The organism is Novosphingobium mississippiense (genome assembly GCF_044029535.1).
Taxonomy (GTDB): Bacteria; Pseudomonadota; Alphaproteobacteria; order Sphingomonadales; family Sphingomonadaceae; genus Novosphingobium.
The window spans coordinates 1432948-1459946 of record NZ_CP147003.1; the positions used below are offsets into that span (position 1 = coordinate 1432948).

A 26999-nucleotide genomic window follows, 5' to 3' on the forward strand; every position below is an offset into this window, starting at 1 on the left:
CGTTGCGGTCATCACTCGATACCCATCAGGTATATGAAATGGATCTGCGTCTTCTAAGGTACTTCGTCGCCGTGGCCGACGAAGGGAACTTCAACCGGGCCGCCGAGCGGCTCCACATCGCCCAGCCGCCCTTGAGCCGCGCCATCCAGCAGCTTGAGGGGCAGATCGGCGCGCCCCTGCTGGATCGCACCCAGCGCCCACTGAAACTCACCCCGGTCGGCCAGTTGGTCCATGATCAGGCGCTGCAGATGCTGGCGCGGATGGAGGACATGGAATCGATGGTGAAGGCCGCCGTCGGCAGCGAGCGGCGACGCTTCGTGGTCGGCTTCGTCTCCTCCACGATCTACGCCCGCCTGCCCGAACTGATCCGCGAATTCCGCAAGGAGGCACAGGACGTGGAGCTGGTGCTGGTGGAAAGCACCACCCTGGACCAGATCGCCGCACTGAAGGAAGGCCGCATCGACGTCGGCTTCGGCCGCATCCGCTTCGACGATCCCTCGGTCCGCCGCACGGTCCTGCGGCATGAGAAGCTGGTGGCCGCCTTCCCCTTCACGCATCGGCTGGCGCAAGGCGACGGGCCGGTGTCGCTGCACGAGATCGCGGATGAGCCACTGATTATCTACCCCCGCTCGCCCCGCCCCAGCTATGCCGATCAGGTGCTGTCGCTGCTGCGCGACCATTCGATCGAGCCGCGCGTGATTCACGAGGCGCGCGAATTGCAGATCGCCATCGGCCTTGTCGCCGCCGAGGAAGGCGTGGCCATCGTTCCCGAATCGGTCCACCGCGCGCGCAGCCATGATGTGGCCTATCGCGAACTGGTGGAGCCGGTTACGTCTCCCATCATCATGAGCCACCGCGCCGGCGATCACTCGGCGGAACTCATGCAGATGATGGCGGTGATCGCGCGCAAATACCGCGAATGGGGCTACGGTGTGCCGCCCGGCCTCACATCAAGCCTTCCGGGCGACGCGACTGCCGAATGAAGCAAGATTATTCCACCCCAGACATTGACGGAGAGATGAAATTGCCCGAACGGATCGGCTCATGAGCAAGGCAGACGTCGTCATCGTAGGAGCCGGCCACGGCGGTGCGCAATGCGCCATCGCCCTGCGCCAGAACGGTTTCACCGGAACCATCACCGTGATCGGCCGCGAGCCGGAACACCCTTACGAGCGGCCGCCGCTCTCCAAGGAGTATTTCGCGCGCGAAAAGACGTTCGATCGCCTCTACATCCGCCCGCCCACGTTCTGGGCGGAGAAGGACGTGACCTTCAAGCTGAGCACCGAAGTCACCGCCGTGGACCCGCAGGCGCATGAACTGACGCTCTCCACCGGCGAGACCTATGGCTATGGCAAGCTGGTCTGGGCGACCGGCGGCGATCCCCGCCGCCTCAACTGCTCCGGCGCCGAACTGGCCGGCGTCCATGCCGTGCGCACCCGCGAGGATTGCGACACACTGATGGCCGAAGTGGATGCCGGCACCAAGAACATCGTCGTGATCGGCGGCGGCTATATCGGGCTGGAAGCGGCGGCAGTGCTGTCGAAGATGAAGCTGAACGTCACGCTGCTGGAAGCGCTGCCGCGTGTGCTGGCCCGTGTGGCGGGTGAGGAACTGTCCGAATTCTACCAGAAAGAGCATCGCGAACACGGCGTGGACCTGCGCACCGGCGTCGCGGTGGAATGCCTTGAAGGCGACGGGCACCGCGTCACCGGCGTGAAGCTGGCGGACGGCGAAGTGGTCCCGGCCGAAGCCGTGATCGTCGGCATCGGCATCGTCCCCGCCGTCGGCCCGCTGATCCTGGCGGGTGCGGCGGGCGCCAACGGCGTGGACGTGGACGAATACTGCCGCACCTCGCTGCCCGACATCTATGCCATCGGCGACTGCGCGTCGTTCGCCTGCGATTTCGCCGGCGGCAACGTGATGCGCGTGGAATCGGTGCAGAACGCCAACGACATGGCGACGTGCGTGGCCAAGGCGATCTGCGGCGATGAAAAGCCCTACAAGGCGTTCCCGTGGTTCTGGTCCAACCAGTACGACCTGCGCCTGCAGACCGCCGGCATCAACATGGGCTTCGACCAGACGGTGATCCGTGGCGATACCTCCGCGCGGTCGTTCTCGGTGGTCTATCTGAAACAGGGCAAGGTGGTCGCGCTGGACTGCGTGAACATGGTCAAGGACTACGTCCAGGGCCGCAAGCTGGTGGAAGCGGGCGCCTCGCCCGATCCGGAAGCGCTGGCCGATGCGGGCAAGCCGCTGAAGGAACTGATCTGACCGGATGCAACAGCGGCGGGGCCCAGGTGGTCCCGCCGTTTTCGCATCGGGGGGCGGCAGGCAGCCGATTCGCGGCCCCCTCCCCCACTCGACACCGGGCAACGCCCCGAAATCCAAGAAAAAAGGCCCGGAAGAACGGGTCTTCCGGGCCAAGTAATGTGGCTGCTCCTTTCAGAGCCGCCTTCGGGTCGCGAAGTCTTACTAGCCGAGGCAAAATCCAAACCGCGTGACCGAAATCACGCCGCGAAGGGAATCACGGCTTCCGCCTTCCGGGCAAAATCGGTTAAGCGCGATGGAATGGGTTCGGCCGAAAGGCCGCACGACAGGGGCAGCTTTTTTGGATTCCGACGAGAAAATCGAGATTATCGGCACGATCTTCCGGTGCGACCGCCCTGCGGCCGAGAAGCTCGCGCGCCTGCTTGCCCCGCAGAAAGTGGCCGCCAAGGAAATCCTGGCCCGCCAGGGCGAGGAATCGCACCACTGCTGGCTGGTGATCGAAGGCGGAATGCGGATCGAAGCCTTCGGGCTGGAAGGCCAACGTCAGCAGCTGGCGCAGTACGGCCCCGGCGAATTTTTCGGCGCCTACCCCCAGCCCTCCACCCACCGGGCGGAAATCGCCTGCCTGATGGATACCACCCTGCTGCGTGCGGAAGCGACGCGGGTGGCCGAACTGGTGGCGGAAGATCCGCAAGTCGGCGCCGGCATGGCCCGCCTGCTGGCTCGCCAGCTAGACCGCGCGCTGGACCGGATGATGGCGCGCACCACCTATTCGGCGGCAGGCCGCGTCTATGCCGAACTGCTGTCGCTGGCCGGCACCGCCGATCGCATCGCCCCGCCACCCAAAGTGACTATGCTGGCGCTTTCCGCCAATACCACGCGCGAAACCGCCTCCCGCGCGATCGCGGCGCTGATCCGCCGCGGCATCATCACCCGCGACGACCGCGAACTGGTGATCCATTCGCCGCGGATGCTGATGGAACTGGTTTGCTGAACTGACGAGCGAAAGCGCTGCGCTATTTGCCCCTCCCGCAGGCGGGTGGGGTAGCGAGACTTGCTGAACGAAGTGAAGCTGGTCGCAGCGGGGTGGGGGCCCCAACAGGCGACCGGCCCTCAGCCCTGCGTATCCTGACAGAACAGGCCAATCGGAAAATCGCCCAAAGGCGTGACGACCTCTCCTGCCGTTTCGAACCGATAGCGCGGGGCCAGCAGTTCCAGCACCGCGATCTGCGGCCAGTGGGCGCAGACGCTGCCCTCGTTGGCGGAGCGGGCCAGCACGATCGCCGGCTCGGCAATCTCCACAAGGCCCTTCTCCGGGCAGACCGGGCGGTAGTCGAGGCCCAGCCGGCTTTCCGGCGCCACGCGCAGGAGCGCTGCAGCCTGATCCATCGCGGCGACCGGATCGTCGAACTGCAGCAGCGAAAATCCCTCGAACACGGTCTGCCGGGTCACGAAGGTCAGATCGCAGACCGGGGGCACCGTGCCGGCGATCGCCAGCACCGCGCGGTTCACCGCCGGATCGAAATCGGCGCCGCGGGCGGGCAGCGATTCGTCCAGCACCAGTTCGTGCAGCATCCGCCCCTGCCGCCGCCATTCGACTTCGGGCGGGGAAAGCTCGTCGAACGCGCGGCCCACGTGGAAGGCCAGCGCCTCGGTCGCCAGCACGCGGGCGCGGCGGATCGCCAGGCCCATCGCCACTTGCGCGGCCAGATGCACCGCAGCGCCGGAAAGCCGGCCCGGACCTTCTAAAATATCGATCACGTCGGCGGCGTCCAGCAGGCGGTCGAACCGGTCGCCCCAGTCTTCGCCGAAATGCGCCACCGAAATCTCGCGGAACGCCTCCACATGGGTCGGCAGCACGACATGAAGTTGCGCGCCCGCGGCAATCGCCATTTCGGCGATGAGAATGTCCGATCCCGCGGCCAGCGCGCCGAACACCACGCCCGGGCGCACGCGATCGAGCATGGAGGCCACTTCCTGCCGCACGCGGTCCGCATCCTCCGGCAAGCCGATGATGCCGCTGAAATAGAGGCTGGCGGGCGGGCGCAAGTGATCGAACACGCCAAACGGCGCCCCCGTCCATTCCAGGATCTGCTGGAACTGGCGCAGAGTCGCGGCCTGATCCTCCCAGGCGTCCGGCGCGGCCTTCACCGCCTCTTCCAGCGCCAGTCGGGCGGCGCGGGCATCGCCCAGCAGTAGCTCGGCCTCGGCCGCCGTGGCGCCCAGCCAGTAGCGCGTTTCCGGCTCGTAATCGCCGCTTTCCAGCAGGTCCAGCACTTGCCGGGCCAGCGCCTGCGCCTCGTCCGGCTTGCCGTTCAGCAGGGCGATGGTTGCCGCATTGATCAGCGGGTAGGTTGCGCGCCGCCCGCCGGCGGCGCGCATGTAGGCATCCTGCGCCTGATCGAGCAATTCGCTGCGATCAGGCCCAAGACTGCGCAAGCCGCGATCCTTCAGCAGCCTTCCCTTGAGGCTCAACGCCTCACTATCCCGCGATTCCAGCAGGCCGGCGCCTTCGAACAGACGCCATGCGCGCAATACGTCGCCCGATCTGGCGATCTGGCGAATCCGGGCAAGAAGGGGAAGGGTCACGGGACGCAGCCTTGCAGTGGTTATTCGCGATCAGGCATGCGGCGGCGGGTTCTTGATATCGGGATCGATGGTCAGGCCGATCCACCGTTCGGTACCATCGTCCGCCTTCTGACGCAGGTCAATGTTAATGTTGAAGCGGTGGCAGGTGTCGTACTTGCCACCCTTGTTGTAGCGCGCCTTGAACCGCACCGTCTTGTAGCGTTCGACCTTCTCGTCGTAATCGAGGTATTCGAGGCTGCCGTAGAACGAGGAGAGCGACTCCTTCGTGGTGATCCCCTCGAACTCTTTCGAGAACCAGATCTGGTCGCCGTCCAGCGTGATGCAGACGTTCGTATCGTTCTCGATCGCGATATAGTCCTTGCCCGATTTCTGCTCGTATTCAAGGACGATGCCGCAGTGATGGCCCTTGAACTTGACGGTGAAGGCGATCTCGTCCTTGGCCTGCCAGGTGCTGCCCACGCCTTCGAAATCGATCCAGGGCGCGAGGCCGTATTCGGTATAATTCACTGTCGACATAATGCTTCCCCTAAGCAGTCTAGTTGAACGGATTATCGAATTTACGCCGCCAAATACGCCAATCGTTGTTTTCCGGGTCCGACGCGATCAGCTTGTCCACATCGTCCCGCGCCTCTTCGCTCATCGCTTCCGCTTTCTGCTCTTCGCCCAGCGCGTGAAGCAGTTGCGAGGTGGAATAGCGGACCAGCATCCAGTCCTCCAGGAAGCTGGCGTTCTTCGGATCGTTACGCAGCAGGCCCTGCACGATGTCCGCCTGTTGCGTGCGTTGGTCCAACGCCTGGCGGTCATGTCCGGCGACGCGCAGCGCATCCGCCAGCCAACCGTGACGATTGGCGATGTCCTGCTGAACGCCGGCATCGCCGGGCGCCATGCGGCCCACCTGTTCCATCGTCGCCAATGCCTTGCCGCATTCTGAGACGCTGTCCTGCGCGCGCTTGCGCGTCACCGCGACCGAGCAGATGTTGCCCTGCGCATAACCGAGTTCGCGCAAGTAGGTCCGGTCATTGGGCCGCAGTTTCACCAGCCGCCGGGCAAGGTCGCGATAGGCCGCGAAATGCGTCAGTGCGGCATCGTAGCGATACTCGATGAAATCCACGTAGCCGAGCCAGTATTCGCTTTGCGCATGGGCGTAGACGCGCGAAGGATCGGTGGGTTCGGCGTCCATCAATGCGCCGGTCACGCGATGCGCCTCGCGGAACTTGGCCAGCGCCCCGGCCACGTCGCCGCGCTTCTGATCGTCCTCGCCCATGGCGTGGAGGATACGCGCGCGCCGATCGAGCGAATCGGCGGGCAGATCCTTCAGGTTCGGTTGGTCGGCATAATAGGCCAGCGCCCGCTGGTTCACGGTCTGAAGCACATCGAGTCGGCCGACGCCTTCGAGCTTTTGCCGCAGGTCCGTCAGCATGAATTCGATCAGTCCTTCTGCCTGCTGCCTCTGGCGTTGCGCTTCCATCTGCGCGCGCACCGCGAAGATCAGCATCAGCGCCATCGATAGCGTCAGCAGCACGGTCAGGAGCGTGATGGCAATCACGCGGCGCAACTGGCGCTGCGCATCGCGCTGGATGATCTGGTCCAGCGCCACGCCGGTCAGCCCGGCGACGATCTTCAACCGCGCCAGTTTCGGCCCATCCGCCGATGCCCGGAAATCGGCGGCGATCGGTTCGTGCACCACGCCGTTGGCATCGGGCTGGAGCAGCGCCTGCGGGAAGCTGTCCGCCGGTTCGCCCTCCACCAGCGCGGCGATCACCGGCCGATCGGGATAGAGGCTGCGGAACAGCGCGACTTCGGCATCGACCCAGCGCGAGGCGCGCGCCGCCGGTGAACAGAGCACCAGCAAGGCTTCGGACTGCGAAAGCGCGGTGCGCACTTCGTGATCCAGGCTGCTGGCCGCCGCCAATTCGGCGCGATCGCGGAAGATCGGCGTCAGCCGCTTGGGCACCGTGCCACGCGGGGATGCCTTGCCGACAAGGCGATTGGGGATGCGATAGGCTTCCAGCCAGCGATGCAGCTTGCCGGCGAAGCGCTCATTCGCGTGGCTATAGCTCAGGAAGGCCCGATAACTGCGCGCATCCGCCGCCGTAACGATGCCATCCTTAACCATTGGCCCGTTAACCATCGCCTTGCGCCTGCGCCCCTGCAGATTGCCCCTCCGGGCCCATCCGGAGTCGCCAATCCCCTATCAGATGCATTCGTCTACGCAAATAACCGTTGCGTGTCCGCAAGGTAGCGGTCCGCATGGGCCTGCCAGCCCATGCGGATCCGAAGGTCATCAGTCCGGCTTCACGCCATGGCGGCCGAGGAAGGCGAAGATCGTCTCCCACACATGGCGCGCGGTGGCGCCCTTCACGGCCGAGTGCGTCTGCCCCGGATAGAGCATCATCTCGAACTGGGTGGAGGACGTCTGCATCTTCGCGATCAGCGCGGTGCTGTTTTCGAACACCACGTTGTCGTCCGCCATGCCATGGATCAGCAGCAGCGGATCGGCGATCTTCGGCGCATTCTCCACCGCGTCGGCCGCGCGATAGACCTCGGGCTGCTTGCGCGGATCGCCCAGGTAACGCTCGGTATAGCTGGTGTCGTAGAGTTCCCACTTCGTCACCGGCGCGCCGGAAATGCCCGCAGCGTAAAGGCCGGGATCGGTCTCCAGCATCTTCAGCGTCATGTAGCCGCCGTAGGACCAGCCATAGGTCGCCACTTTGGCCGGATCGACGAACGGCAGCGATTTCAGGTACTTCGCACCCGCGCGCTGGTCGGCCACTTCCACGGTGCCCATGGCGTTGCGGATCTGGCTTTCGAAGGCGACGCCGCGATTGGCGCTGCCCCGGTTGTCGATGCGGAAGTAGATGTAGCCCTTGGCGACGATCGCCTGCGGCAAGGCGCCCAGCCAGTTCTTCGACACGGTCTGCGAGTGCGGGCCGCCGTAGTGTTCGAAGAACACCGGGTAACGCTTGCCCGGCTCCATCTTCGGCGTGATCATCAGCCAGTGCAGGTCCGAACCGTCATCGGCCTTGATCGTGCCGAACGTGGTTTCGCGATGCGCGGCCATGTAGGGCGCATAGGGATGCGTGCCCTCCACGCGGTTCTCCTCCAGCCAGGCAAGGCGCTTGCCCGCCGCGTCGGCGACATAGCTTTGCGGCGGCTGCGTGGGCGAGGATCGGGTGATGTAGAACGTCGTCGCATCGGCACTGGCAACGGCGGCGTTCGAGAAGCCCGTCTCCGTCAGACGCTGCGGCGTGCCCGGCTTGGCGAGATCGATGGCGTAGAGCTGCGGGGTAAGTACATCGTCCTTCGTGCCCATGAAGGTGATGCGGCCCTTCGCCTCATCCACGCCGACCAGGCCGGTGACGACCCAGCGGCCCGAGGTGAGCTGGCTGAACTTCCCATCCTTGAAGCGGTAAAGGTGCCCGAAGCCATCGCGTTCGGACCACCAGATCAGGCTGCCGTCCTTCAGGAAACGGTAATTGCTGGACAAGTTGACCCAGCTGCCCTTCGGCGCATTTTCGGTGAACAGCACGCGGCTCTTGCCGGTCGTGGGATCGACCGCGAGCATGTCGATCCTGCTCTGCGCGCGATCCTCGCGCTGGACGTAGAGCGTGCGGCCATCGGGCGCCCAGTCCACGCGGGCCAGATAGATGTCGGGATCGCTGCCCAGGTCCACCTTCACCAGCCCCGAACCGTCCGGGTTCATCAGGTGCAGCGAGACGAGCGCGTTGGGCGTGCCGGCGGCGGGATAGCGCTGTTCGAACGTCTTGGTGCCGTCCGCGCCGATGGCGGCACGGGTGACGACGCCCACCGGCGCCTCGTCGAAGCGCTCCACCGCGATGCGGCTTTCTTCCGGGCTCCACCAATAGCCGGCAAAGCGGTCCATTTCTTCCTGCGCGACGAATTCCGCCTCGCCCCAGTGGACGGTCTTGGCGGTCTCCTCAGGCGTCACGGCCTTCGGCTTGTCGCCGGAGAGCGTGCCCACCCACAGGCGCTGGTCGCGCACGAACGAAAGATAGCGGCCACGCGGGCTGAGCGCGGCGTTCAGCTCATCCTCGGGCGAGTCGGTCAGGCGGCGGATCGACCCGTCGAGCGTCGCCAGCCACAGGTCCCCGTCAAGCGGCACCAGGATCGCCTTGCCATCCTTGGTCCAGCTGTAGCTGACGATGCCCTTCAGGCTGCCCACGCGCTTGCGCTCACGCTGCATCTTCTCCGCCTCGCTCAGCTCGCGGCCAGAGCCCAGCTTCAGCGAATCGACCAACATCCGCCATTCGCCGGTCTGGCGGTCATACCCCCACAGGTCGTAGCGCTCGCGATCCTCGGCGCGATTGCGCAGCAGGGTCAGCCAGCGGCCGTCGGGCGAGATCTTCACTTCGCGCGGGGCCGGCCCGTCGAGCGAGGGGCTGGCGAAAACGCGTTCGAATGTCAGGCTGTTCTGCATCGCGGGCGCACTCTTCTGGGTACCGGCCGCGTTCGCGACGGAAGGGGCGAAAGCGGTCGTCGCCAGCAGCAGGCCGGCAAGCCCCGCCCGGAACGTCAAACGCGTGGTCACTTGGTATCTCTCCGTGGTTTCGTCCTGACCAACCGAGATCCGGCGGCGCGACGCTAGAACCCCCGGACGCGAAAGGCCCGAAGGGATAATGCGGTTTCGATAGCGGGCCTGAAACGGAATTGCACCCTTCGATGCACGGGTGTGAGCACGGCATGTCATCAGCCAAGCGCGTACACCACACCCCGTCGCCCCCGCGAAGGCGGAGGCCCCGCTTTTGGGAGTTCACGCAGAGACGCAGAGCGGTAGGGCCAGACCGACACCGCCCGCGCGGCCTCCCTCTCTGCGTCTCCGCGTCTCCGCGTCTCCGCGTGCCAAAAAAAAAGAAGCGGGATCCCCGCCTTCGCGGGGATGACGGGTTAGGGGGCGTTCGAGCTGTACGGATCAACGCTTCGTGCACGCGGCAGGCGGTACCGGGCACTGCCACAGCTGCCGGCGCTGGCGCTGCTCGCCAGCAGCCACGCACGCACGCCACACCCCGTCGCCCCCGCGAAGGCGGGGGCCCCGCTTTTGGAAGTCCACGCAGAGACGCGGAGACGCAGAGCGGTCGGCCCAGACAGGCACCGCCCGCGCGGCCTCCTTCTCTGCGTCTCCGCGTCTCCGCATCTCTGCGTGCCAAACAAAACAAGCGGAATCCCAGACTTCACAGGGGTGACGCGAACTGCGTTGGCGAAAAGACCGCGATCAACCCACACCGCAAACGGCGGTGCCTAACCGCCCGGATATCCACGCAGGCGCGCGTAAATTCACCGCACATGAATCTTTTGTAACCTCGCCTCCACCGCCGCTCCATCCCCCGGCGGGCAAAAGGGCCATGCGATCCGGGAACCACAGTCTGACAGTCGCACCCTCGTCATTGCCCCTGGTTTCCGGATCGCACCCCCGAAAAAACCTCTGTTTACCGGGCGGTCCCCCTTGGCCGCCCGGCCCCTTTTCAGGGACATCAGCGAGACAGGCCGTGGCAGCACCCATCTTCTTCGATCCCACCGGCAACCGGCGCGTCCGCGTCCGGCGGTTCGGATTGCTCATGCTGCTGGTGGCGCTGGCCGCCTCGGCCGTGTTCGCGACCACCGTCGCCACCGTGCCCGCCCCGCCGCCGCTGCCGATCGCGTACGAACATGCGCAGCCGCTGCCCTTCCGCGCAGAGATCGGGCACCTGACCCGCCGCGCCCGCAAGTTCCTGTTCGGCCGCACCACCGCGCCGGCCCCCACCCCCGATGCCAACCCGATCACCGTCGGCTTCTACACGCCGTGGAACGATGACAGTGCCACTTCGCTGGAACGCCATATCGACCGGCTGGACTGGGTTGCCCCGGCCAACCTCTCGGTGGACGACAAGGGCGCGCTGAAGGTGGAGGCGGATGCCCGCTTCGACCGCATCATGGCCACCGCCCTGCACCGCCCGCTGGTGGTGCCGGTGCTGCAGAACACGCTGGACGGCGAATGGCAGGGCCCGCAGACCGGCGCACTGCTGGCCAATCCGGCCCGCCGCCGCGCGTTGGAAGCGCAGACCATCGCCTATCTCGACAAGACCAACGCCGCCGGCGTGATGGTCGACTTCGAAACGATGCCCGCCGCCACTCTGCCGGCGCTGCGCACCTTCCTGGGCGAACTGCGCACGCAGCTGGCCCCCAAGCATCGCCTGGTCTCGGTGACGATGCCGATCGACAATCCGGACTGGTCCACCCGCGCCTTCGCGCAAGTGGCGGACCGTCTGGTGCTGATGGCCTATGACGAGCACTGGCAGGGCGGCACCCCCGGCCCGATCGCGTCGAACCCGTGGTTCGTGCAGAAGCTGCAGGGCGCCCTTGCAGGCCTGCCGCGCGGCAAGGCGATCGTGGCGCTGGGCGAATACGCCTACGACTGGCACGACGGCAAGGCGGACAACATGACCGTCGAGGAAGCCTGGCTCTCCGCGCACGACAGCGGCACCACGCCGCAGTACGATCCGATGAGCGGCAACGCCGGTTACTCCTTCGTCGACGGCAGCCGTCACGACGTGTGGATGCTGGACGCCGCCGCCACCTGGAACCAGATGAAGATCCTCTCCCGCCTGGGCGTGGGCGACATCGCCCTCTGGCGCCTTGGCTCCGAAGACCCCGGTTTCTGGAACGCGGTGAAGGCCTGGCACAGCAACGGCCAGCTGCCCAACCTGAAGCCGCTGGTGCAGGCCGCCAACGTCGACGTCGAAGGCCAGGGCGAAATCCTGCGCGTCACCGCCACCCCGCGCGACGGCACCCGCGCCGTCACCTTCGACCGGGGCACCGGCATGGTTTCCGCCGAAAACTATCAGGTCCTGCCCACGCCCTATGTCGTGAAGCGCACCGGCGCCCTCAACAAGCAGGTTTCGCTGACCTTCGACGATGGCCCGGACCCGACCTGGACGCCGAAGATCCTGGCGATCCTGGAACAGAACCACGTGCCCGGCACCTTCTTCATGGTGGGTGAGAACGCGCTGACCAACCGCGACCTCGTCAAGCGCATCGCCGACGACGGCGACGAGATCGGCAACCACAGCTACACCCACCCCAACATGGCGGAAGAAGCCGCCACCGGCATCGGGCTGGAGCTGAACGCCACCCAGCGCCTGATCGAGGCGACCACCGGCCATTCGATCCGCCTGTTCCGCGCGCCCTACTTCGGAGACGCCGAGCCGACGACGGCCGACGAACTGGTCCCCGCCGTCGTCGCGCAGGAGCATGGCTATACCGTGGTCGGCCTGCACGTCGATCCGGACGACTGGAAGCGCCCCGGCGTCCAGCACATCATCGACAGCACCATCGAACAGGTGGAATCGGCCAGCCCGGACCGTTCCGAGAACGTGATCCTGCTGCACGACGGCGGCGGCGACCGTTCGCAGACCGTGGAAGCGCTGCCGGTGATCATCCAGCGCCTGCGCCAGGACGGCTATACCTTCGTGCCCACCTCCAAGCTGGCCGGCCTCACCCACGATCAGGTCATGCCCAAGGTGGACGGCGTGGACCTTGCCGCCGTGCGCGCCGACGTCGCCCTGTTCGCCGTGCTGGCCGGCATCCTGGCGGCGGTGAACTGGACGTTCTTCTTCGCGATCTCGCTGGGCGTGCTGCGCTCGATCGGGCTGGCCACGCTGGCCACCACGCTGCGCCGCCCGCAGCCGATGGCTGCCCCGGCCGATACCTGCGATCCGCTCGTCACCGTGATCGTGCCCGCCTACAATGAAGAGCGCGTGATCGAGGCTTCGGTGCGCCGGGTGCTGGAAAGCGATTATCGCCACTTGCAGGTGATCGTGGCCGACGATGGATCGAAGGACCGCACCAGCGCGATCATCGCCGATGCCTTCGCCGAAAATCCCCGCGTCGAACTGCTGACGCTGGTGAACGGGGGCAAGGCCGCCGCGCTCAACCGCGCACTGAAGCAGGCCCGTGGCGAGATCGTGGTCGCGCTGGACGCCGATACCCAGTTCGAGGTGGAGACGATCTCGCGCCTCGTCCGCTGGTTCGCCGATCCCGCCATCGGCGCGGTCGCCGGCAATGCCAAGGTGGGCAACCGCGTGAACCTGGTCACCCGCTGGCAGGGTGTGGAATACGTCACCGCGCAGAACCTCGAACGCCGCGCGCTGACCAAGCTCGACGCAATCATGGTCGTCCCCGGCGCGGTCGGCGCCTGGCGGCGGGAGGCGCTGGACGAAGTGGGCGGCTATCCCGAAGACACACTGGCCGAGGATCAGGACCTGACCATCGCCATCCAGCGCAAGGGCTGGAAGGTCGCCTATGACGAGGAAGCCGTGGCCTGGACCGAGGCGCCGGAAAGCTTCCACGCCTTGTCCAAGCAGCGCTTCCGCTGGTCGTTCGGCACCCTCCAGTGCCTGTGGAAGCATCGCGGCACGCTGCGCCCCTCTGGAAACAAGGCTGGGCGCCCGTCCGGTCTGGCCTTCATCGGCATGCCGCAGGCCTGGCTGTTCCAGATCGTCTTCGCGGTGATCTCCCCCGCGATCGACCTGGCCCTGCTGATCTCGATCGGCGGCACCGCGCTGCGCATCTCGCAACACGGCTGGGCGCAGACGCAGACCGACGTGCTGCGCATGGGCGCCTACTGGCTGGGCTTCACCCTGGTGGACCTTGCCTGCGGCTGGGTCGCCTATCGCCTGGATCCGCGCAAGGAACGGTTCCGTCCGTTCCTGCTGCTGGCCCAGCGCTTCATCTATCGCCAGCTGATGTACAGCGTGGTGATCCGGGCCGTGGGCGCCGCCTTTGCCGGCAAGGGCATCGGCTGGGGCAAGCTGGAACGCACCGGCCGCGTCAACGCCATGCCGGCCGGCGCCGCCCCGGCCACCAGCCCCGCGGTTCCGCTGGCCGCCAAGGACAACCGCCCAGAACTGGAAACGGCGGGCTGATCCTCCGCCCCCACCTCCCAACGAAAAGGGGCCCTTCGCCGAAGCGGAGGGCCCCTTTTCTTATCCGGCGTTCAGATCGGCCAGCCGGCGCGGCGATAGGCCGAATCCCAGAACATCCATTCGTAGCGGGAGGCATAGCGGAAGGCCGTTGCCATCGCCGCGCGGGTGGCCGGGGTCGCCGCCTCCGCCGCCGCATCCACCAACGCGCGCACGCGGTCCGTCGCCTCTCCGAAAGAGGGCGCGGCATAAGTCTCGATCCATGCGGCATAGGGGTTGGGCGATGCGGCGCGTGGCTTCACATGGCAGCCGACTTCCCAGTAGATCCAGAAGCACGGCAGGATCCCGGCGATCAGTTCCTCATAACTGCGCGTCGCCGCCAGCGCGGAAAGATAGCTGGTATAGGCCAGGCATTCGGGCGACGGCGCGCTGTCATGCGCCATTTCGGGGGTGACGCCGAACTGCGCGAAGAAGGCCTGGTGCAGCGCCTCCTCCACCTGCACCGCCACTTTCGCGCCGTCGGAAAATTCCAGCCGCCCCGCCGCCGAGGGCGCCCGCGCCGCCGCCAGCGCCAGCACGCGCGCATATTCGGCCAGATAGAGACTGTCCTGCACGATGTAGTGCCGAAAGCTTTCCGCCTGCAGCGTGCCGTCGGCCAGTTCGGTCAGGAACGGATGGTCCATAATCGCCCGACGCAGCGGCGTGAGTTCTTCCCAGATCGTGTCGCAAAAACTCATGGCGCGGACTTCCTTCGGCAGCAAATGACGAACCCGCCGCGCTTAGGAAGCCGATGAAAAGCCGTCAATCGCGCAGGACAGGCGCAACGGTGCAGCCCAATCGCAACGGGCCAGCGCGACGGCATCGCCCCAGTGCAATGCGTCCCCATAGTTCCATATGCAAAGGACTTCGCCAGTGGGGGCCGTCAGTTGCACGCCGACCCGAACCGCGCCCATTTTCAGAGTGGCAACGGTAGCTATGTCCCGCCCCACCATATCGGAACAGATGGCCTGCGTGACGTCCTCCTCCACCAGCCGCCCATATTCCCCCAAATCTGCCGAGGCATCCAATGCCCGGTCATCGACGATCAGTCCGGCGCCGTCCCCCCCGCATCGCAAGAGCAGGCGGCTGCCATCGTCGTAATTCAGTTGAATCGCCAGCGGATCGGAACGCGTACCATCGTGAAAAGCAAGGCGATTGGCGAAGGCGGACTGCAGCTTCATGTCCCCAGGATGTCGTGACGGGACAGCGCACGCAATCCCCGTCATCGCGATGGACTGGATGCAGACCTCTGATAGTCTGAGAGAATGTCGAACAATTCCCGCCTGCCGTCGCTGGTCGCCGCCTGGCTTTCGGCACGATCCGTCTGCCGGGGACTGCCACTGCCCGTCGCCGATCGGGGGGGATTGCGGGTGGACACCGCCCTTCCCGCCGAGGCGCGGCGTTGGGTCTTCACCAGCCCGGGCGACGGGCTGCGCGAAATCGGCCGCGAAGTGACGCTGCCGCGCCACCCGATCAAGCTGAGCGGACCGGCCGACGAACTGATGGCCGCGCTGCCGGCGGGCTGGCAGCTGCAACCCCAAGGCCATTTCATGATCTGGCGCAACGAGGTACAGCCCCGCAGGGCCCTGCCCATCGGCTACCACCTCGAAACCGAGCGCGACGGCGCGATCATCGCGGTGCGCGTGCTGGCCCCGGACGGCAGCCCGGCAGCGAACGGGCACGGCGCCGAAGCCGCCGGCGTATTCATCTACGACCGGATCGAAACCGCCCCCGAACACCAGCGAAAGGGATTGGGCAACGTGGTCATGAACGCGCTGAAGGCCCGGCGGACGGACACCGCCCTGCCCCAGCTTCTCGTTGCGACGGAAGAGGGCCGCGCACTTTACGAAACGCTGGGCTGGAAGGTGCTATCCCCATTTTCGACGGCAGCGATACCCGGCTAGAGCGTTTTCTAATCAGGTGGAATCACCTGATGACTCGGAAAACGCGATAAACCAAAATCTTAGTGCAGTTGATTCGATGCAATCGGATCGAAAACTGCTCTAGCTCGGAACGGGTTGGACCACGGGCATTGCGGGTGAGCTGCCAGAACGCAAAAATACGCCCTCGTCGCCCCCGCGAAGGCGGGGGCCCCGCTGTTCTTAGCGAGGCCGCAGGAAGAAAGCGGGATCCCCGCCTTCGCGGGATGACGGGCTTTCAGGCCTAGCTGTCGATAGTCTGCACGCGAGCCAATACGAAATCGGCAAAATCCTTTTGCGCTTCAGGGGTCTCAAAAGCTCGCTTCGGAACAATTAGGGCATTGAGATTACGGTTCTCGATGATCAAATTGTCACCCGCCATATCGGCGGATGCAATTTCCTCCCAAGAAACATTCTTACTGATCTTCCCGATGGAAGTTTTGAGGCCCGCCTCGTCGACAACGAGTGTTCGCTCTTGGGGTTTGAATTTCACGAGCGGAAACAGCGCAAATCCTGCAATTGGCACCAGTCCGATTCCCGCAACCCAAAGCAACTCCAATAATGTGCTGGGCGCTCTGTCAAAAATCGAAAATGATGCGGAAATCACCACTGCCATGAACACGAATAGGTGAGTTTTCCATAGCTGCCTGCGCCACATGCGCCAATACCAGCCCATCACTTCACTGCGACGCGAGACATACTTGACTGTTTTGCCCATGTTTCCGTCGTTGCACGAAACCGGAAGCAATCACAATGTCCGCAACGCGGATATCTGCCGCCGCGCCGCTTTCGCCTCCCCCGTCTCTGAAACAACCCCGCGCTAGAGCAGCTTCCGATCCGACTGCGTCGGCTCAGCTGCTCTAAATTGTTGGTTGGACGCGTTTTTCGAGTCATCAGGTGATTCCACCTGATTAGAAAACGCTCTAGCGGATCGGATACGTCGCCAGCTTCACATGCAGCACTTGAGGGGCGGCGGTGAAGTTGAGGCCCCAGTCCACCTGATCGCCGTTCCATACCCGCTGGAACTGCCACTTGCCCTGCGCATCGTACGTGCCCTCCTCCACGCGGTCGAGGATGAGGTTGGCGGCCTTCGGGGCCGCCAGCGCGAATTCCACGCGGGCGAAGTAGCCGGTGACGAGGTATTCGTCCGGGCCGATCTCGGCAATGGCGACGCCGCCGGTGGGCTGGGCATTGCCCTTGGCGTCCGCATTGCCCTTGGGGTCGGTGGGGCCGAAGTCTCCGTTGCCGAAATTGGCGGTGGCAACGTACTTGCCCAGCGCGATCACCTGGCGATGGCCGTCCGCGGGGTCTTCGGGCTCGGACGCGCCCCAGACTTTGCCTTCGAAGGCCAGCTTCGCCCAGACGCGCGCCATCGGTGCGAACAGCGCGTAGTTCGCCGCGAAAGGCGCGATCGCCGCGTCATCCAGCTTCGATGCCAACGGCAGGCTGGGCCGATAGCGCAGCGGGTCGATGCCGAAGGGAGACCAGCCGATCGCGCCCCGGCCAAGGGCGGCGAAGAAGTGGCGGGCATATTCGGGGGCGTGGCCGGTTTCCGGCACGAACAGCGGATTATCCGCGCGGCGATAGGCGTCGAGGAAGCCGAGATAGGCCTTGTGCTTCGGGTTGTAGATGTCCGGCGCCACCAGATCGAGGTGCGGGGCGGCGGCCTTGTAGACGTCGATCACCGTATTGGCCGGGCCGCCGCTGGCGTAAGTATTCGGGTCCTGCCAGGTGAAGGGATCGCCGGGCAGCGCGGCGTTGACGTACATCGGCAGCGGCTTCACCGCCTTGCCCGCCGCCGCCACCTTGTCGATATAGCTGGCGACCTGCCAGGCGTGGAAATAAAGCTCCGCATCGCGGCCGAACAACGTGCTCCAGTTACCCGCCGGCTTGCCGAGGCGCTTGCGCAGCGCTTCGGGCACGGGCGCGGCGAAGGCGGCGTTCGCTTCGGGAGAGTGATCGCGGGCCAGGCCGTAGGAACCGGCCTCGTTCTCCACCTGCATCATGATGACGGTGTTCTGCCGGTCGACCTGTGCCAGATGCGTCATCAGCGCGGCAAAGGCCTTGCTGTCCGCCGCAAGTGTCGCCTTGCCGAACGGGGAGAGAGCGTAATGCAGGGTGCCGTCCGCGCGACGCATGCGCGGGAAGCGGGCATTGTCCAGCTTCACCCAGCGCGGGGTATATTGCGGATTGGTGTTCTTCCAGGTGCCGAACCACAGCAGCACCAGCCGCACGTTCTGCGCGCGCGCCTGTTCGAGCAGCTGGTCCACCATGCTGAAATCGAAGCGGCCTTCCTCGGGCTCGATCTGCTCCCACCCGATCGGCACCTCCACGGTGTTGACGTGCATCGCCGCCATCGTCGGCCAGACTTTGGGTAGCGTGGCGGGCCATGCGCTGGAGTTGTTGATCTGCGCCCCCAGCATCAGGAAGGGAGCGCTATCAACGATTAGCGCATGGCGACCGTTTTGGGTGACGATATGGGGCACCTCGTCGGACGCCGCCGATGCCGTAGTCGGGCAGACGGTCAGAGCCGCGCAGAGGGCCGCGCCAAAGGTCGTGGCGGTCTTCCAGGTGCTGCTCATGTCAGTCTAGGTTCCTTTCAGGTAGGCTTTACGTCGGGCCACTCAGGCCACGCCGCGCCCTTCGATTTTCAGGACCGGGACCACGCCAAGGCCGCGCGGCAGATCGATCTCCATCGCGTCCTCACGCTGACGGAACCGCACGGGCCCGCCGCCCAGCAGCGTGACTTTCGCGACCTGCCCCTTGCCCGCCTGCGCCATCGCACGGCGGCCCAGCGCCTTGACGGAAAGCGGCTTGCCCGGCGCCACCAGCGAATAGAGATAGAGCGCGCCGTCCTTCACGGTGAAGCGCACGTCGCCTTCGACGAAGCCCTTGAAGCCGCCCTCGTTCTGCATCCCGACGGAGAGCACGGTCGGCCCCTCGCCATAGATGTGCCAGGGCCGCGATCCGAACACCGCCTCTCCGTTCACCGCCATCCAGCCGGCGAGATCGTCGAGGATCTTCTCCTCCTCCGCATCGATGGTGCCGTCGCCGCGTTGGGGGATGGAGAGCAGCAGGTTGCCGTTCTTGGAGACGACATCGGCCAAGCGCTGCAGCACGCCCTGCGCGCCGACATAGCTTTTCTGCGTGAAGCGGTTCCGGTTGTAGAACCAGTCGCCGATGCAGGTATCGGTCTGCCAGGGTTCATCCCAGAGATGGTCGGTAAAGCCGCGCTCCACGTCCTGCACTAGCCCGAAGCGGGCGTAGGATTTCAACTGCTTGGCGGTGAGCACCACGTCGATCTTGCCGTGCCATTCGATGGAGCGGTTGTAGTAGTCCGCCGCCGCCGCCAGGCCGTATTGGCCGAAGGGCAGTTCGTAATTGTCGAAATAGCAGAAGTCCGGCCGGTACTTGGCCACGAGGTCCATCTGGCGCAGCAACCACTGGCGCGCGAACGTCTCGTCTCCCGGCGGGGCGGTTTCGATCCATTGGCCGTCGTGCTTGTCGTGCCAGACGTTCATCGCCTCGATGCTGTCGATCCCGTCGGGCGCGACCATGTGCGGGCCGGTATAGAGATCCTGCGGGTCCAGCCCGTCCCACCACTTGCCCGCGCCATCGGCCTTGGTCAGCTTGTAGGCGTCGTACCGCTCGCCCTTGCGCGGCCCTTCGGGGTCGTAGGCATAGGCCGGCTGATACCAGTGCCAGGCGTGCGAGATGTGGTTGGACACGCCGAACTTCAGCCCCGCCGCGCGCGCGGCCTTTTCCCAGGTGCCAACCACGTCGCGACCCGGCCCCACGCGCATCGCGTTCCAGGCGTGGTGCGAACTGTCGAAACAGTCGAGATTGTCGTGATGGCAGGCGAGCGAAACGAAGTACTTCGCGCCTGCCTTCACATAGCGCTGCATCAGCCCTTCGGGATCCCAAGCCTCTGCCTTCCAGCGGTTCTGGATTTCCATCATGCCGGTATCGGCGGGATGGCCGTAGGTCTTCAGGTGATGATCGTACATCGGATGCCCCTGCATGTAGAGGAAGCGTCCGTACCAATCGCCCTGCTCCGGCACCGCCTGCGGGCCCCAGTGCGACCAGATGCCGAACTTGGCATCGCGGAACCAGTCGGGATAGCGATAGTGTTCGACCAGCGAGGACCATTCCGGCTGCACCGGCCCGCTGGCGATGCCGCCCGCGGAAGGCGCGGCGGCAGCCAGCGCGCGGCCTGAGGCGCCCGCCGAAACCCCGGCCGAAACGCCAGCGGTCAACGCGCCTGCCAGAAACCGGCGGCGATCGGGCTGCAGCCCCTTCACGCGTGGCACCAGTGAAGGGAGTGTGCGCCGGTCATCTCGATAATCCTCTTCCGGATGCCGCCCGCGCCTTGTGCAGCGGGCGGATAAAGTGCCGGAGCGGCTCTGCCGATCGCAGGCGGGGCCGCTCCGTTCCTGCTCAGCGCTTGGGGCGCTTCACCTGCAATGCCTTGCCGGTCCAGCGCACTTCGGCGTCGAAGCCGTTCTGGTCGGTAACGGCAGTGCCGGGGACGATCCACTTGACGCGAACCGTGCGGTTCTGCGGCATGCCGGCATAGCCCTTGCCCTCGCGCGCGCCGATGGAGACGGTACCGGTGGCATCGTCATAGCGCACCGGCATGCGCTCCCACGCGCCGTTGCGGTACTGTTCCGAGCGGCCATCGTCGTTGTAGACCGAGAAGGAACCGTCAGCGCCGGTGTAGACCACCAGCGTGATCGGTGCGTCGGGCTTCTCGTCGGTGTACTGCATCACCGGGCCCATCGGCACGATGGAGCCAGCACGGACGAACAGCGGCATGCGCTCGGCCGGGGCCGCAACGGTGGCGCTGGTACCGCCCTGATAAGCCTTGCCGGTGCCGAAGTCATACCACGTCAGGCCCGCGTCGCCGGGGAAGTACACCTCACGCTCACGCGCCTGATAGGTGGTGACCGGGGCGACCAGGAAGGCCTTGCCGAACAGGAACTGGTCGTTGGCCTTGCGGGCCTTCGCATCGTTCGGGAAGTCCATGACGAGGCCGCGCATGATCGACCCGTCCTTCTGGTACGTGTCCGCGCCCAAGGTGTAGATGTAGGGCATCAGGCGGTAGCGAAGCTCGTCATACCACACCATCGAGGCGCGCATAGGCGAACCCTCGGGCGAGATTTCATAGATCTCGCGCCAGGGCTGCTCGCCATGGCTGCGGAACAGCGGGCTGAACGCGCCGAACTGGAACCAGCGCAGGTTCAGTTCGCGCCACTCGTCGAGGTCCGCCGCCTTGGGCTTTTCCGCCGCGAAGCGCGGTTCCACCGAGAAACCGCCGATGTCATGCGTCCAGTTGGGCAGGCCCGACATCGCGGTGTTCACGCCGGCGGAGATCTGCGCATGCAGATCGTACCAGCGCGTTGCCACGTCGCCCGACCACACCGCCGCGCCATAGCGCTGGAGGCCGCCGAAGCCCGAACGGGTCAGCAGGAACGGGCGCACGTCCGGCTTGAAGGCGCGCCAGCCGTCGAAGAACGAGCGCGCGTTCATCAGCGGGTAGGAGTTGAAGAACTCCGTCGCCGGGCCCATCGCATTCGGGCCCATCGTGTCGATGCGCTTTTCGATCGAGAGGTTCGAATGCATGTCGGGCTCGCTGGCGTCCGCCCACCAGGCGTCGAAGCCGAACTTGGCGATGCGATCTTCCACCTGGCGCCAGAAGATCTGGCGGCCCTTGGCCGAATAGGGGTCATAGAAGGTGTTGGCGAAGCCCGGGCCGACCCAGTCCTTGTTCCCCTGGCGCAGATTGCCGTGATAGACCGCGCCGGCCGCATCCAGTTCCTTGAAGGTATCCGTGGTCGGGTAGAACTTCGGCCAGACCGAGATCATGATGTTGGCATGATCGCCGTGAACGGTGCTCACCATCGCGGCGGGATCGGGGAAGCGGCTGGGATCGAACTTGTGGCTGCCCCAGGAATCGTCGGTCCAGTAGCGCCAGTCGAGCACGATATTGTCCAGCGGGTACTGCCGCTTGCGGTATTCCTGCACGACGCCGGTCAGTTCCTTCGCGGTGTCATAGCGCTGGCGCGACTGCCAGAAGCCGTAGACCCACTTGGGCATCATTTCCGACTTGCCGGTCAGCTGGCGATAGCCGGCCACGGCGCCGTCCATGTCGCCACCCGCGATGAACCAATAATCCTTGTCCCGCGCGACTTCGCTGGTGAACCAGACCGAGTGGCGGTCTGCCTCCGGCAGCGGATCGTTGTGCAGCAGCGCCATGTAGCCGGCGTTGGGATCCCATTCGATGCGGATGTGCGCGGGCTTGCCCGCCGTCATCGGCACTTCGAAATTGGCGTACCAGGGGTTCCAGTTCTGGCGCCAGCGATCCAGCTTCAGCTGGCCGTCGACATAGACCTTGTAATAGCTGGAACCGTAGAGTTCGAACTTGTGCGTGCCGGTCTTGTCGGGTTGGAGATCGCCCTCCCACACCACCTTCTGCGTCTGCACGGCGTTGCCGGCGGTGTTCTGGCCCTGCTCCGAAGCGACGGTCTTGGCCTTCGCCGCTTCCGGCCACTTCGCCTGATCGTCCAGATACTGGTAGTCGATCGTGGTTTCCTGGCGCTCTACCGCCAGCTTGTCGTCCAGGTAATAGCGTGCGGTGAAGCCCGGCTTGCCGCCGCTCGTCACCTTCATGCCCGTCTTGTCGCCGACCAGCGTGTAGGGCGCCGGGTTGCCGAAGCGGGTGATGCTCTCGTTATCCCAGAGCAGGCCGTAGCCCTTGCTGGAAACGAGGAAAGGCACGCCGATGTCCATGTTGTGCTGGGCGAGCTGCACGTCCTCGCCATTGTAGTCCATCACCGCCTGCTGGTGCTGGCCAAGGCCGTAGAGCCCTTCGCTGGTGCCGCGGTTGAACTGCTGCGAAACGGTGACGTAGGGGGTGCCGTCCGCCTTGGTCTGGGTGAAGACGGTGGAAGCCGCTTCGCCCAGCAGTTCCTTGCCCGCCGCATCCAGGAAACGCACCTGCCCGCTGGCCAGGTCGATATCCGCGGTCGCCTTCGCCGCCTTGACCTGCACGTGGCCGGCGTTCTGGCTGACCGTGTACTGGCCCGCCGCCGGCGGATTGGGCGCCATCAGGCTGGCGCTGGCCGCCGGGGCCTGCAGGCCGCGCGGATGGGCAACGACGTGGAAGATGCCGTCGCCGTGCAGCGTCACTTCAACGCGATCGGAAGGGCCGCTCTGCGGCGTGACCGCCACGCCGCCGGGCACGTTCTCCACCCCGCCATCGGCGGCCAGCGCGACTGCCGGCACCAGCGAAAGGGCGGAGCCTGCCAGCAGCGCTGCCATCGTGAATTGCTTCATGTCGTGATCCTCTGCCGCCTTCAGCGGTTACTTGGAATAGAAACCGGTGGTGACCTTGATCACCTGCGGCCGGTCGATAAGGTTGATGCCGTAATCGGTCTGGTCGCCGTTCCAGACGCGCGTGGTCACCCACTTGCCGTCCTTGAACGTGCCTTCCTCGATCGCGACGATCACGCCGTTCGTCTCCCCCTTGGCGGGCGAGAAATTGACGCGCACGTGATCGCCCATGATCAGGTATTCGGTATCCGAAAGCTGGGCCACGGCCACGCCGCCCACCGGCTGATCGGCCCAGGGCGCGGGCTTGGTGGGGATCCAGGTCCAGTCCTTCTGGCCGAACTGCCACTGGCCCCAGTCGGCCGAGATCTTCCACTTGCCCATCACCGTTTCGCGCGCCGAACCGTCGTCCGGCTTGGCGGTGCCCCAGGTGGGGCGCGAAGCGGCGATCTTCGCCCAGTCGCCGGCGATCGGCGCCAGCGTGCCATAGGGCAGCGCGAAGGCGGCCAGCGTCTCCTTGTCCAGCGCGGTGGCGCCCAGCGGATAGTTGAAGTAGCCGGTGTCATCCATGCCGAACGGCGCGAAACCGATGCCGCCACGCCCGATGGTGGCCCAGAAGAAGCGCGCGAATTCCTTCGCGTTGCCGATTTCCGGCACCATCAGCGCATTGTCGGGACGGGTATACTTGTCCAGGTACTGGATCACGTTGCCGCTGTTGCGATCGTAGATATCGGGCGCGGCGAAGTCGATCGCCGGGGCGCCCGCCTTCCAGATGTCCAGCACGTCCCACTGCGGGCCGCCGCTGGCGACGCCGGTGGGATCGGGCACGTTGGACGGCCCGGCGAGCGAAGCGTTGACGTACATCGGCAGCGGCTTCACCGCCTTGCCCGCCTCTGCCAGCGCGTTCACGAACTGGGCAACGTACCAGGTGTTGAACGCGCGCGGCGCCTGCTTGCCGAAGGCTGCTTCCCAGGTGCCGGACTTGCCCGTCTTCTTCGCCAGCGCCGCCGGAATCGGCTTGGCGAACAGCGCATTCGCCTCTGCCGAGAAATCGCGCGGCACGCGGTAGGATCCAGTCTCGTTCTCCGGCTGGACCATGATCACGGTGTTCTGGCGGTCATGATCGCGCAGGTATTCCATCACCTTCACGAAGGCGCGCCGGTCCGCCGCCATGGTGTTCTGCGACAGCGGCGTCAGCACGTAGTGATCCGAACCGTCCGGCGCCTTCATCCTGGGAAAGCGCTTGTTGTCCAGCTTCACCCACGAAGGCGTATAGCTGGGGCTGGTGTTCTTCCAGGTGCCGAACCACAGCAGCACGACCCGCTTGTCGTGCGCGCGCGCGGCATCGAGCAGGGACTGCAGGTAGGTGAAATCGAACTTGCCCTCGACCGGCTCCACCTGTTCCCAGGATACCGGGATTTCCAGCGTGTTCGCATGGATCGCGTCCAGCACCGGCCAGACCGAATCCAGCATGGCGGGATAGTTGCTGGAATTGTTCGCCTGCGCGCCCAGCATCAGGAACGGCTTGCCGTCGACGATCAGCGCATGGTGGCCATCGCGGCTTTCCAGGCGGGGGATCTGGGTTGCCGCATCCTGGGCATGAACCGGCGCGGCCGCGCCAATGGCGGCGGCGATCATGAGCGATGCGATCAAGTTCTGTCTTTTCATTCTGTCCCCTTCCCGGGCTTCTGGATGGGCCGTGCCTGGGGATCGCCATAGACGATGCCGCGGCCATCGGTGCCGATGTAGATGCGCCCGAACTGGCGCGGGTCGCCGGAAATCACGCGGATGCGCAGGCCCCACTGGTGGTCCGCGTCATTGATCCGCTGCCATGTCGCGCCGCCATCGACGGAGCGCCAGACCGCGCGCAGCCCGCCCAACGTGCCCAGCGCATAGAGCGCGGCGTCCTTGCGGCCCGGTGCGGCTTTGCCAAGCCCGTAGCGTTCGATGCTGATCGCCTGTCCGGCGCGCGCCCATGTCTCGCCGAAGTCGGTCGAGCGATAGAGCGCACCGCCCAGATTGAGCCAGAGCGCACCCGCGCGGTTGGCATCGGCCAGGATCGGCGGCGGTGCCTCGCGGTTGTCATTGCGCGCGGCGGCAAGGTCCATCGGCAGACCCCTGCCCGCGACGGGGTGAAACTGCGCGCCGCCATCGTCGCTGCGCGCCACGCGGTTGGCCGCGAAGTCGATGGCGTAGAAGCGCTTGGCGTCCTGCTTGTCGGCCGTCACGCGGGTGCGGCTGGGCAAGCCGCTCACAGCCTGCCACGTGGCGCCGCGATCGCGGGTGATCCGGGGTTGGTCGGTCTCGACAAGGAAGGTCTGGCCATCGGCCGAAACCGTGATAGCGGCATTGCCCGTCTCTTCGGGTAGCGGGCTGCCGTCGGCGTGCGGCGTTCCCTTGGGCACATGCAGCGGCTGCCACGTCGTGCCGCCATCGGCCGACCACGCCAGCGAGGTATCCGGCACCACGCGGGCATGGGTATTCCCGCTGCGCACCATCACCAGCGGCGCACGGCCACCATAATCGAGCGTGTTGGTGTTCGACAGGAACGGGTTCACATGCTGATTGGCGGGCGAGACGGTAAAGTCGTCATGGCGGAAGCCGCCGATATCGCCGAAGCCCGAAACCAGATGCGCGCCGCCGGTGGGGCTGACCAGCGTGATGATTGCGGTCTGCTCGATCCCCTGCGTCCACGGTGCCCATTGCATGGTGCCCGGCTGCTGGAGTCGGTCGGTCGCATAGACCGTGGCGCCCGTCACATAGGCGGCGTGGTTCGCATCGAACGGATCGATGGCAAGGCCTGCGATCCAGTGCCCGAAATTGGCCTTGGCGCCGAAATCGAGGAAGGGCGTTGCCGAAACGTCGCGGACCGAGCGCTTCCACAATTCGTCCCAATGCGCGCCGCCATCATGGCTGAGCCACACGGTGTCGACGGGCTTGCCCCGGTCCACCGTGCTGACGGCGATGGTCTGCGGATCAGACGCGGCCACGGCAACGCCCATGTAGCCGCCGACGGGTGCGTCCGCGCCCTTGATCGGCGTAACGTCGCCCCACGTCCCGCGTGCCGGATCGAAGCGCCAGACCGCGCCGCGCGTGATGCCGTTGGGGCCGATGCCGTCGCAATAGGTGATGGTCAGCACGCCGTCGCCGCCGATGACGGCCTTCACCGGCAGCAGGTCGCTCGCCGGGCCGCCCGCAACCGCGCGCCATGTCTTGCCGCCGTCGTCGGAGCGGAACAGATGCTGCGCGCCCGGATCGGCGCTGCCCACGAACACGCGGCCGCGCAGTTTGGCATCGAACACCACGAACGAAAGCCCGCCATGCGTCTCGCGCCGATTGGTCGGCAGGCCGAGCCCGGCGAGCGGGAAGGTATCCAGCTTGCGCCAGTTCGCCCCGGCGTCGTCGCTGGCCCAGAGGCCCTGATGGCGCGATCCAAACAGCAGGCGATCATGCGCGAAGGGATCGATCGCCAGACGCTCGCCCAGCCCGCGTCCGTTTTCATTGCCGCCCATCGCGAAAGGCACGCGTGTCTCGCGCCAGGTCTTGCCATAGTCAGCCGAACGGAAGATCGCTGCCGGCGCGGACCAGTTCATGCCGGCGGCAAGATAGACCGTCCCCCCGTCGACGGGATCGGCGGCGATGCTCTCGATCCCCATGAAGCTGCCTTCGGAAACGCGGTCCTGCAACGGGACCCACTGCTTGGCCGCCGCATCCCAGCGATAGGCGCCGCCCATGTCGCTGCGCAGCCAAGCAAGGCCGCGCTCTACCGGGCTGAACACCACGCCGGGCGTAAAGCCGCCACCGCCCACGCGCACGCTGCGCCAGTCATAGGGGATCGAGGAAGGCGAAACCGCCGCCTGTTCGACTGCCGCCTGTTCGGCAAACGCGGGCACACCTGCCACTGCGGCGACACCTGCCGCAGACAGCATTGTGAGCGCAA

General features: G+C 65.8%; 17 protein-coding genes. 5 read left to right on the forward strand and 12 right to left on the reverse strand.

Translation table 11 applies throughout. The features are described 5' to 3' along the window. Window positions 1–38 precede the first annotated feature (38 nt). The 3 genes from WBP06_RS24810 to WBP06_RS24820 all read left to right on the forward strand — a co-directional run bounded on the left by WBP06_RS24810 (window position 39) and on the right by WBP06_RS24820 (window position 3262). On the forward strand, window positions 39–983 hold the full coding sequence (locus WBP06_RS24810) for a LysR family transcriptional regulator (protein WP_395334970.1): 945 nt from the start codon (window positions 39–41) through the stop codon (window positions 981–983). Between the two features lie 61 nt (window positions 984–1044). Beyond that, a complete protein-coding gene (locus WBP06_RS24815) occupies window positions 1045–2271 on the forward strand; it encodes an NAD(P)/FAD-dependent oxidoreductase (RefSeq protein WP_395334973.1) in 1227 nt (408 codons plus the stop codon). Between the two features lie 337 nt (window positions 2272–2608). Next, window positions 2609–3262 carry a Crp/Fnr family transcriptional regulator gene (locus WBP06_RS24820; RefSeq protein WP_395334976.1) on the forward strand — a complete coding sequence of 218 codons (654 nt, stop codon included), beginning with the start codon at window positions 2609–2611 and terminating at the stop codon, window positions 3260–3262. 119 nt (window positions 3263–3381) lie between these two features. On the opposite strand, the gene WBP06_RS24825 is transcribed toward WBP06_RS24820, so the two are convergent. From WBP06_RS24825 to WBP06_RS24840, 4 genes are all read right to left on the reverse strand, one after another. Further along, window positions 3382–4857, reverse strand: a complete 1476-nt coding sequence (locus tag WBP06_RS24825; protein WP_395334979.1) for a TRAFs-binding domain-containing protein — start codon at window positions 4855–4857, stop codon at window positions 3382–3384. A gap of 30 nt (window positions 4858–4887) precedes the next feature. Next, window positions 4888–5373: a nucleotide synthetase gene (locus WBP06_RS24830; protein ID WP_395334981.1), complete on the reverse strand. Its 486-nt coding sequence runs from the start codon at window positions 5371–5373 to the stop codon at window positions 4888–4890. Window positions 5374–5392: 19 nt separating this feature from the next. Beyond that, a complete protein-coding gene (locus WBP06_RS24835) occupies window positions 5393–6988 on the reverse strand; it encodes a toll/interleukin-1 receptor domain-containing protein (RefSeq protein WP_395334983.1) in 1596 nt (531 codons plus the stop codon). Window positions 6989–7141: 153 nt separating this feature from the next. Further along, a complete protein-coding gene (locus tag WBP06_RS24840) occupies window positions 7142–9406 on the reverse strand; it encodes a DPP IV N-terminal domain-containing protein (RefSeq protein WP_395334986.1) in 2265 nt (754 codons plus the stop codon). 955 nt (window positions 9407–10361) lie between these two features. On the opposite strand from WBP06_RS24840, the gene WBP06_RS24845 reads away from it, so the two are divergent. Continuing rightward, on the forward strand, window positions 10362–13775 hold the full coding sequence (locus tag WBP06_RS24845; RefSeq protein WP_395334988.1) for a glycosyltransferase: 3414 nt from the start codon (window positions 10362–10364) through the stop codon (window positions 13773–13775). Between the two features lie 71 nt (window positions 13776–13846). On the opposite strand, the gene tenA is transcribed toward WBP06_RS24845, so the two are convergent. After that, window positions 13847–14509: a thiaminase II gene (gene tenA / locus WBP06_RS24850; protein ID WP_395334990.1), complete on the reverse strand. Its 663-nt coding sequence runs from the start codon at window positions 14507–14509 to the stop codon at window positions 13847–13849. 42 nt (window positions 14510–14551) lie between these two features. Then, the gene (locus WBP06_RS24855) at window positions 14552–14992 is read right to left on the reverse strand and encodes a hypothetical protein (RefSeq protein ID WP_395334992.1); all 441 of its coding nucleotides are present in this window, start codon (window positions 14990–14992) and stop codon (window positions 14552–14554) included. 84 nt (window positions 14993–15076) lie between these two features. Here WBP06_RS24855 and WBP06_RS24860 point away from each other — a divergent pair, with 84 nt between their 5' ends. After that, window positions 15077–15715, forward strand: coding sequence for a GNAT family N-acetyltransferase (locus tag WBP06_RS24860; RefSeq protein WP_395334994.1), 639 nt, complete (start codon window positions 15077–15079; stop codon window positions 15713–15715). Between the two features lie 259 nt (window positions 15716–15974). On the opposite strand, the gene WBP06_RS24865 is transcribed toward WBP06_RS24860, so the two are convergent. The 6 genes from WBP06_RS24865 to WBP06_RS24890 all read right to left on the reverse strand — a co-directional run bounded on the left by WBP06_RS24865 (window position 15975) and on the right by WBP06_RS24890 (window position 26988). Continuing rightward, window positions 15975–16448 (reverse strand): YcxB family protein, encoded by a 474-nt coding sequence (locus WBP06_RS24865; protein WP_395334997.1) that lies wholly within the window; start codon window positions 16446–16448, stop codon window positions 15975–15977. A 205-nt stretch (window positions 16449–16653) separates the two neighbouring features. Beyond that, window positions 16654–18312 (reverse strand): DUF5597 domain-containing protein, encoded by a 1659-nt coding sequence (locus tag WBP06_RS24870; protein WP_395334999.1) that lies wholly within the window; start codon window positions 18310–18312, stop codon window positions 16654–16656. Window positions 18313–18354: 42 nt separating this feature from the next. Next, the gene (locus WBP06_RS24875) at window positions 18355–20022 is read right to left on the reverse strand and encodes an alpha-L-fucosidase (protein ID WP_395337578.1); all 1668 of its coding nucleotides are present in this window, start codon (window positions 20020–20022) and stop codon (window positions 18355–18357) included. A 145-nt stretch (window positions 20023–20167) separates the two neighbouring features. After that, on the reverse strand, window positions 20168–23065 hold the full coding sequence (locus tag WBP06_RS24880) for a TIM-barrel domain-containing protein (RefSeq protein WP_395335001.1): 2898 nt from the start codon (window positions 23063–23065) through the stop codon (window positions 20168–20170). Window positions 23066–23092: 27 nt separating this feature from the next. After that, complete coding sequence (locus WBP06_RS24885; protein WP_395335003.1) at window positions 23093–24727, reverse strand: DUF5597 domain-containing protein; 1635 nt, start codon at window positions 24725–24727, stop codon at window positions 23093–23095. Further along, window positions 24724–26988: a WD40/YVTN/BNR-like repeat-containing protein gene (locus WBP06_RS24890; protein WP_395335005.1), complete on the reverse strand. Its 2265-nt coding sequence runs from the start codon at window positions 26986–26988 to the stop codon at window positions 24724–24726. The genes WBP06_RS24885 and WBP06_RS24890 overlap by 4 nt, the downstream gene beginning before the upstream one ends. Window positions 26989–26999 lie beyond the last annotated feature (11 nt).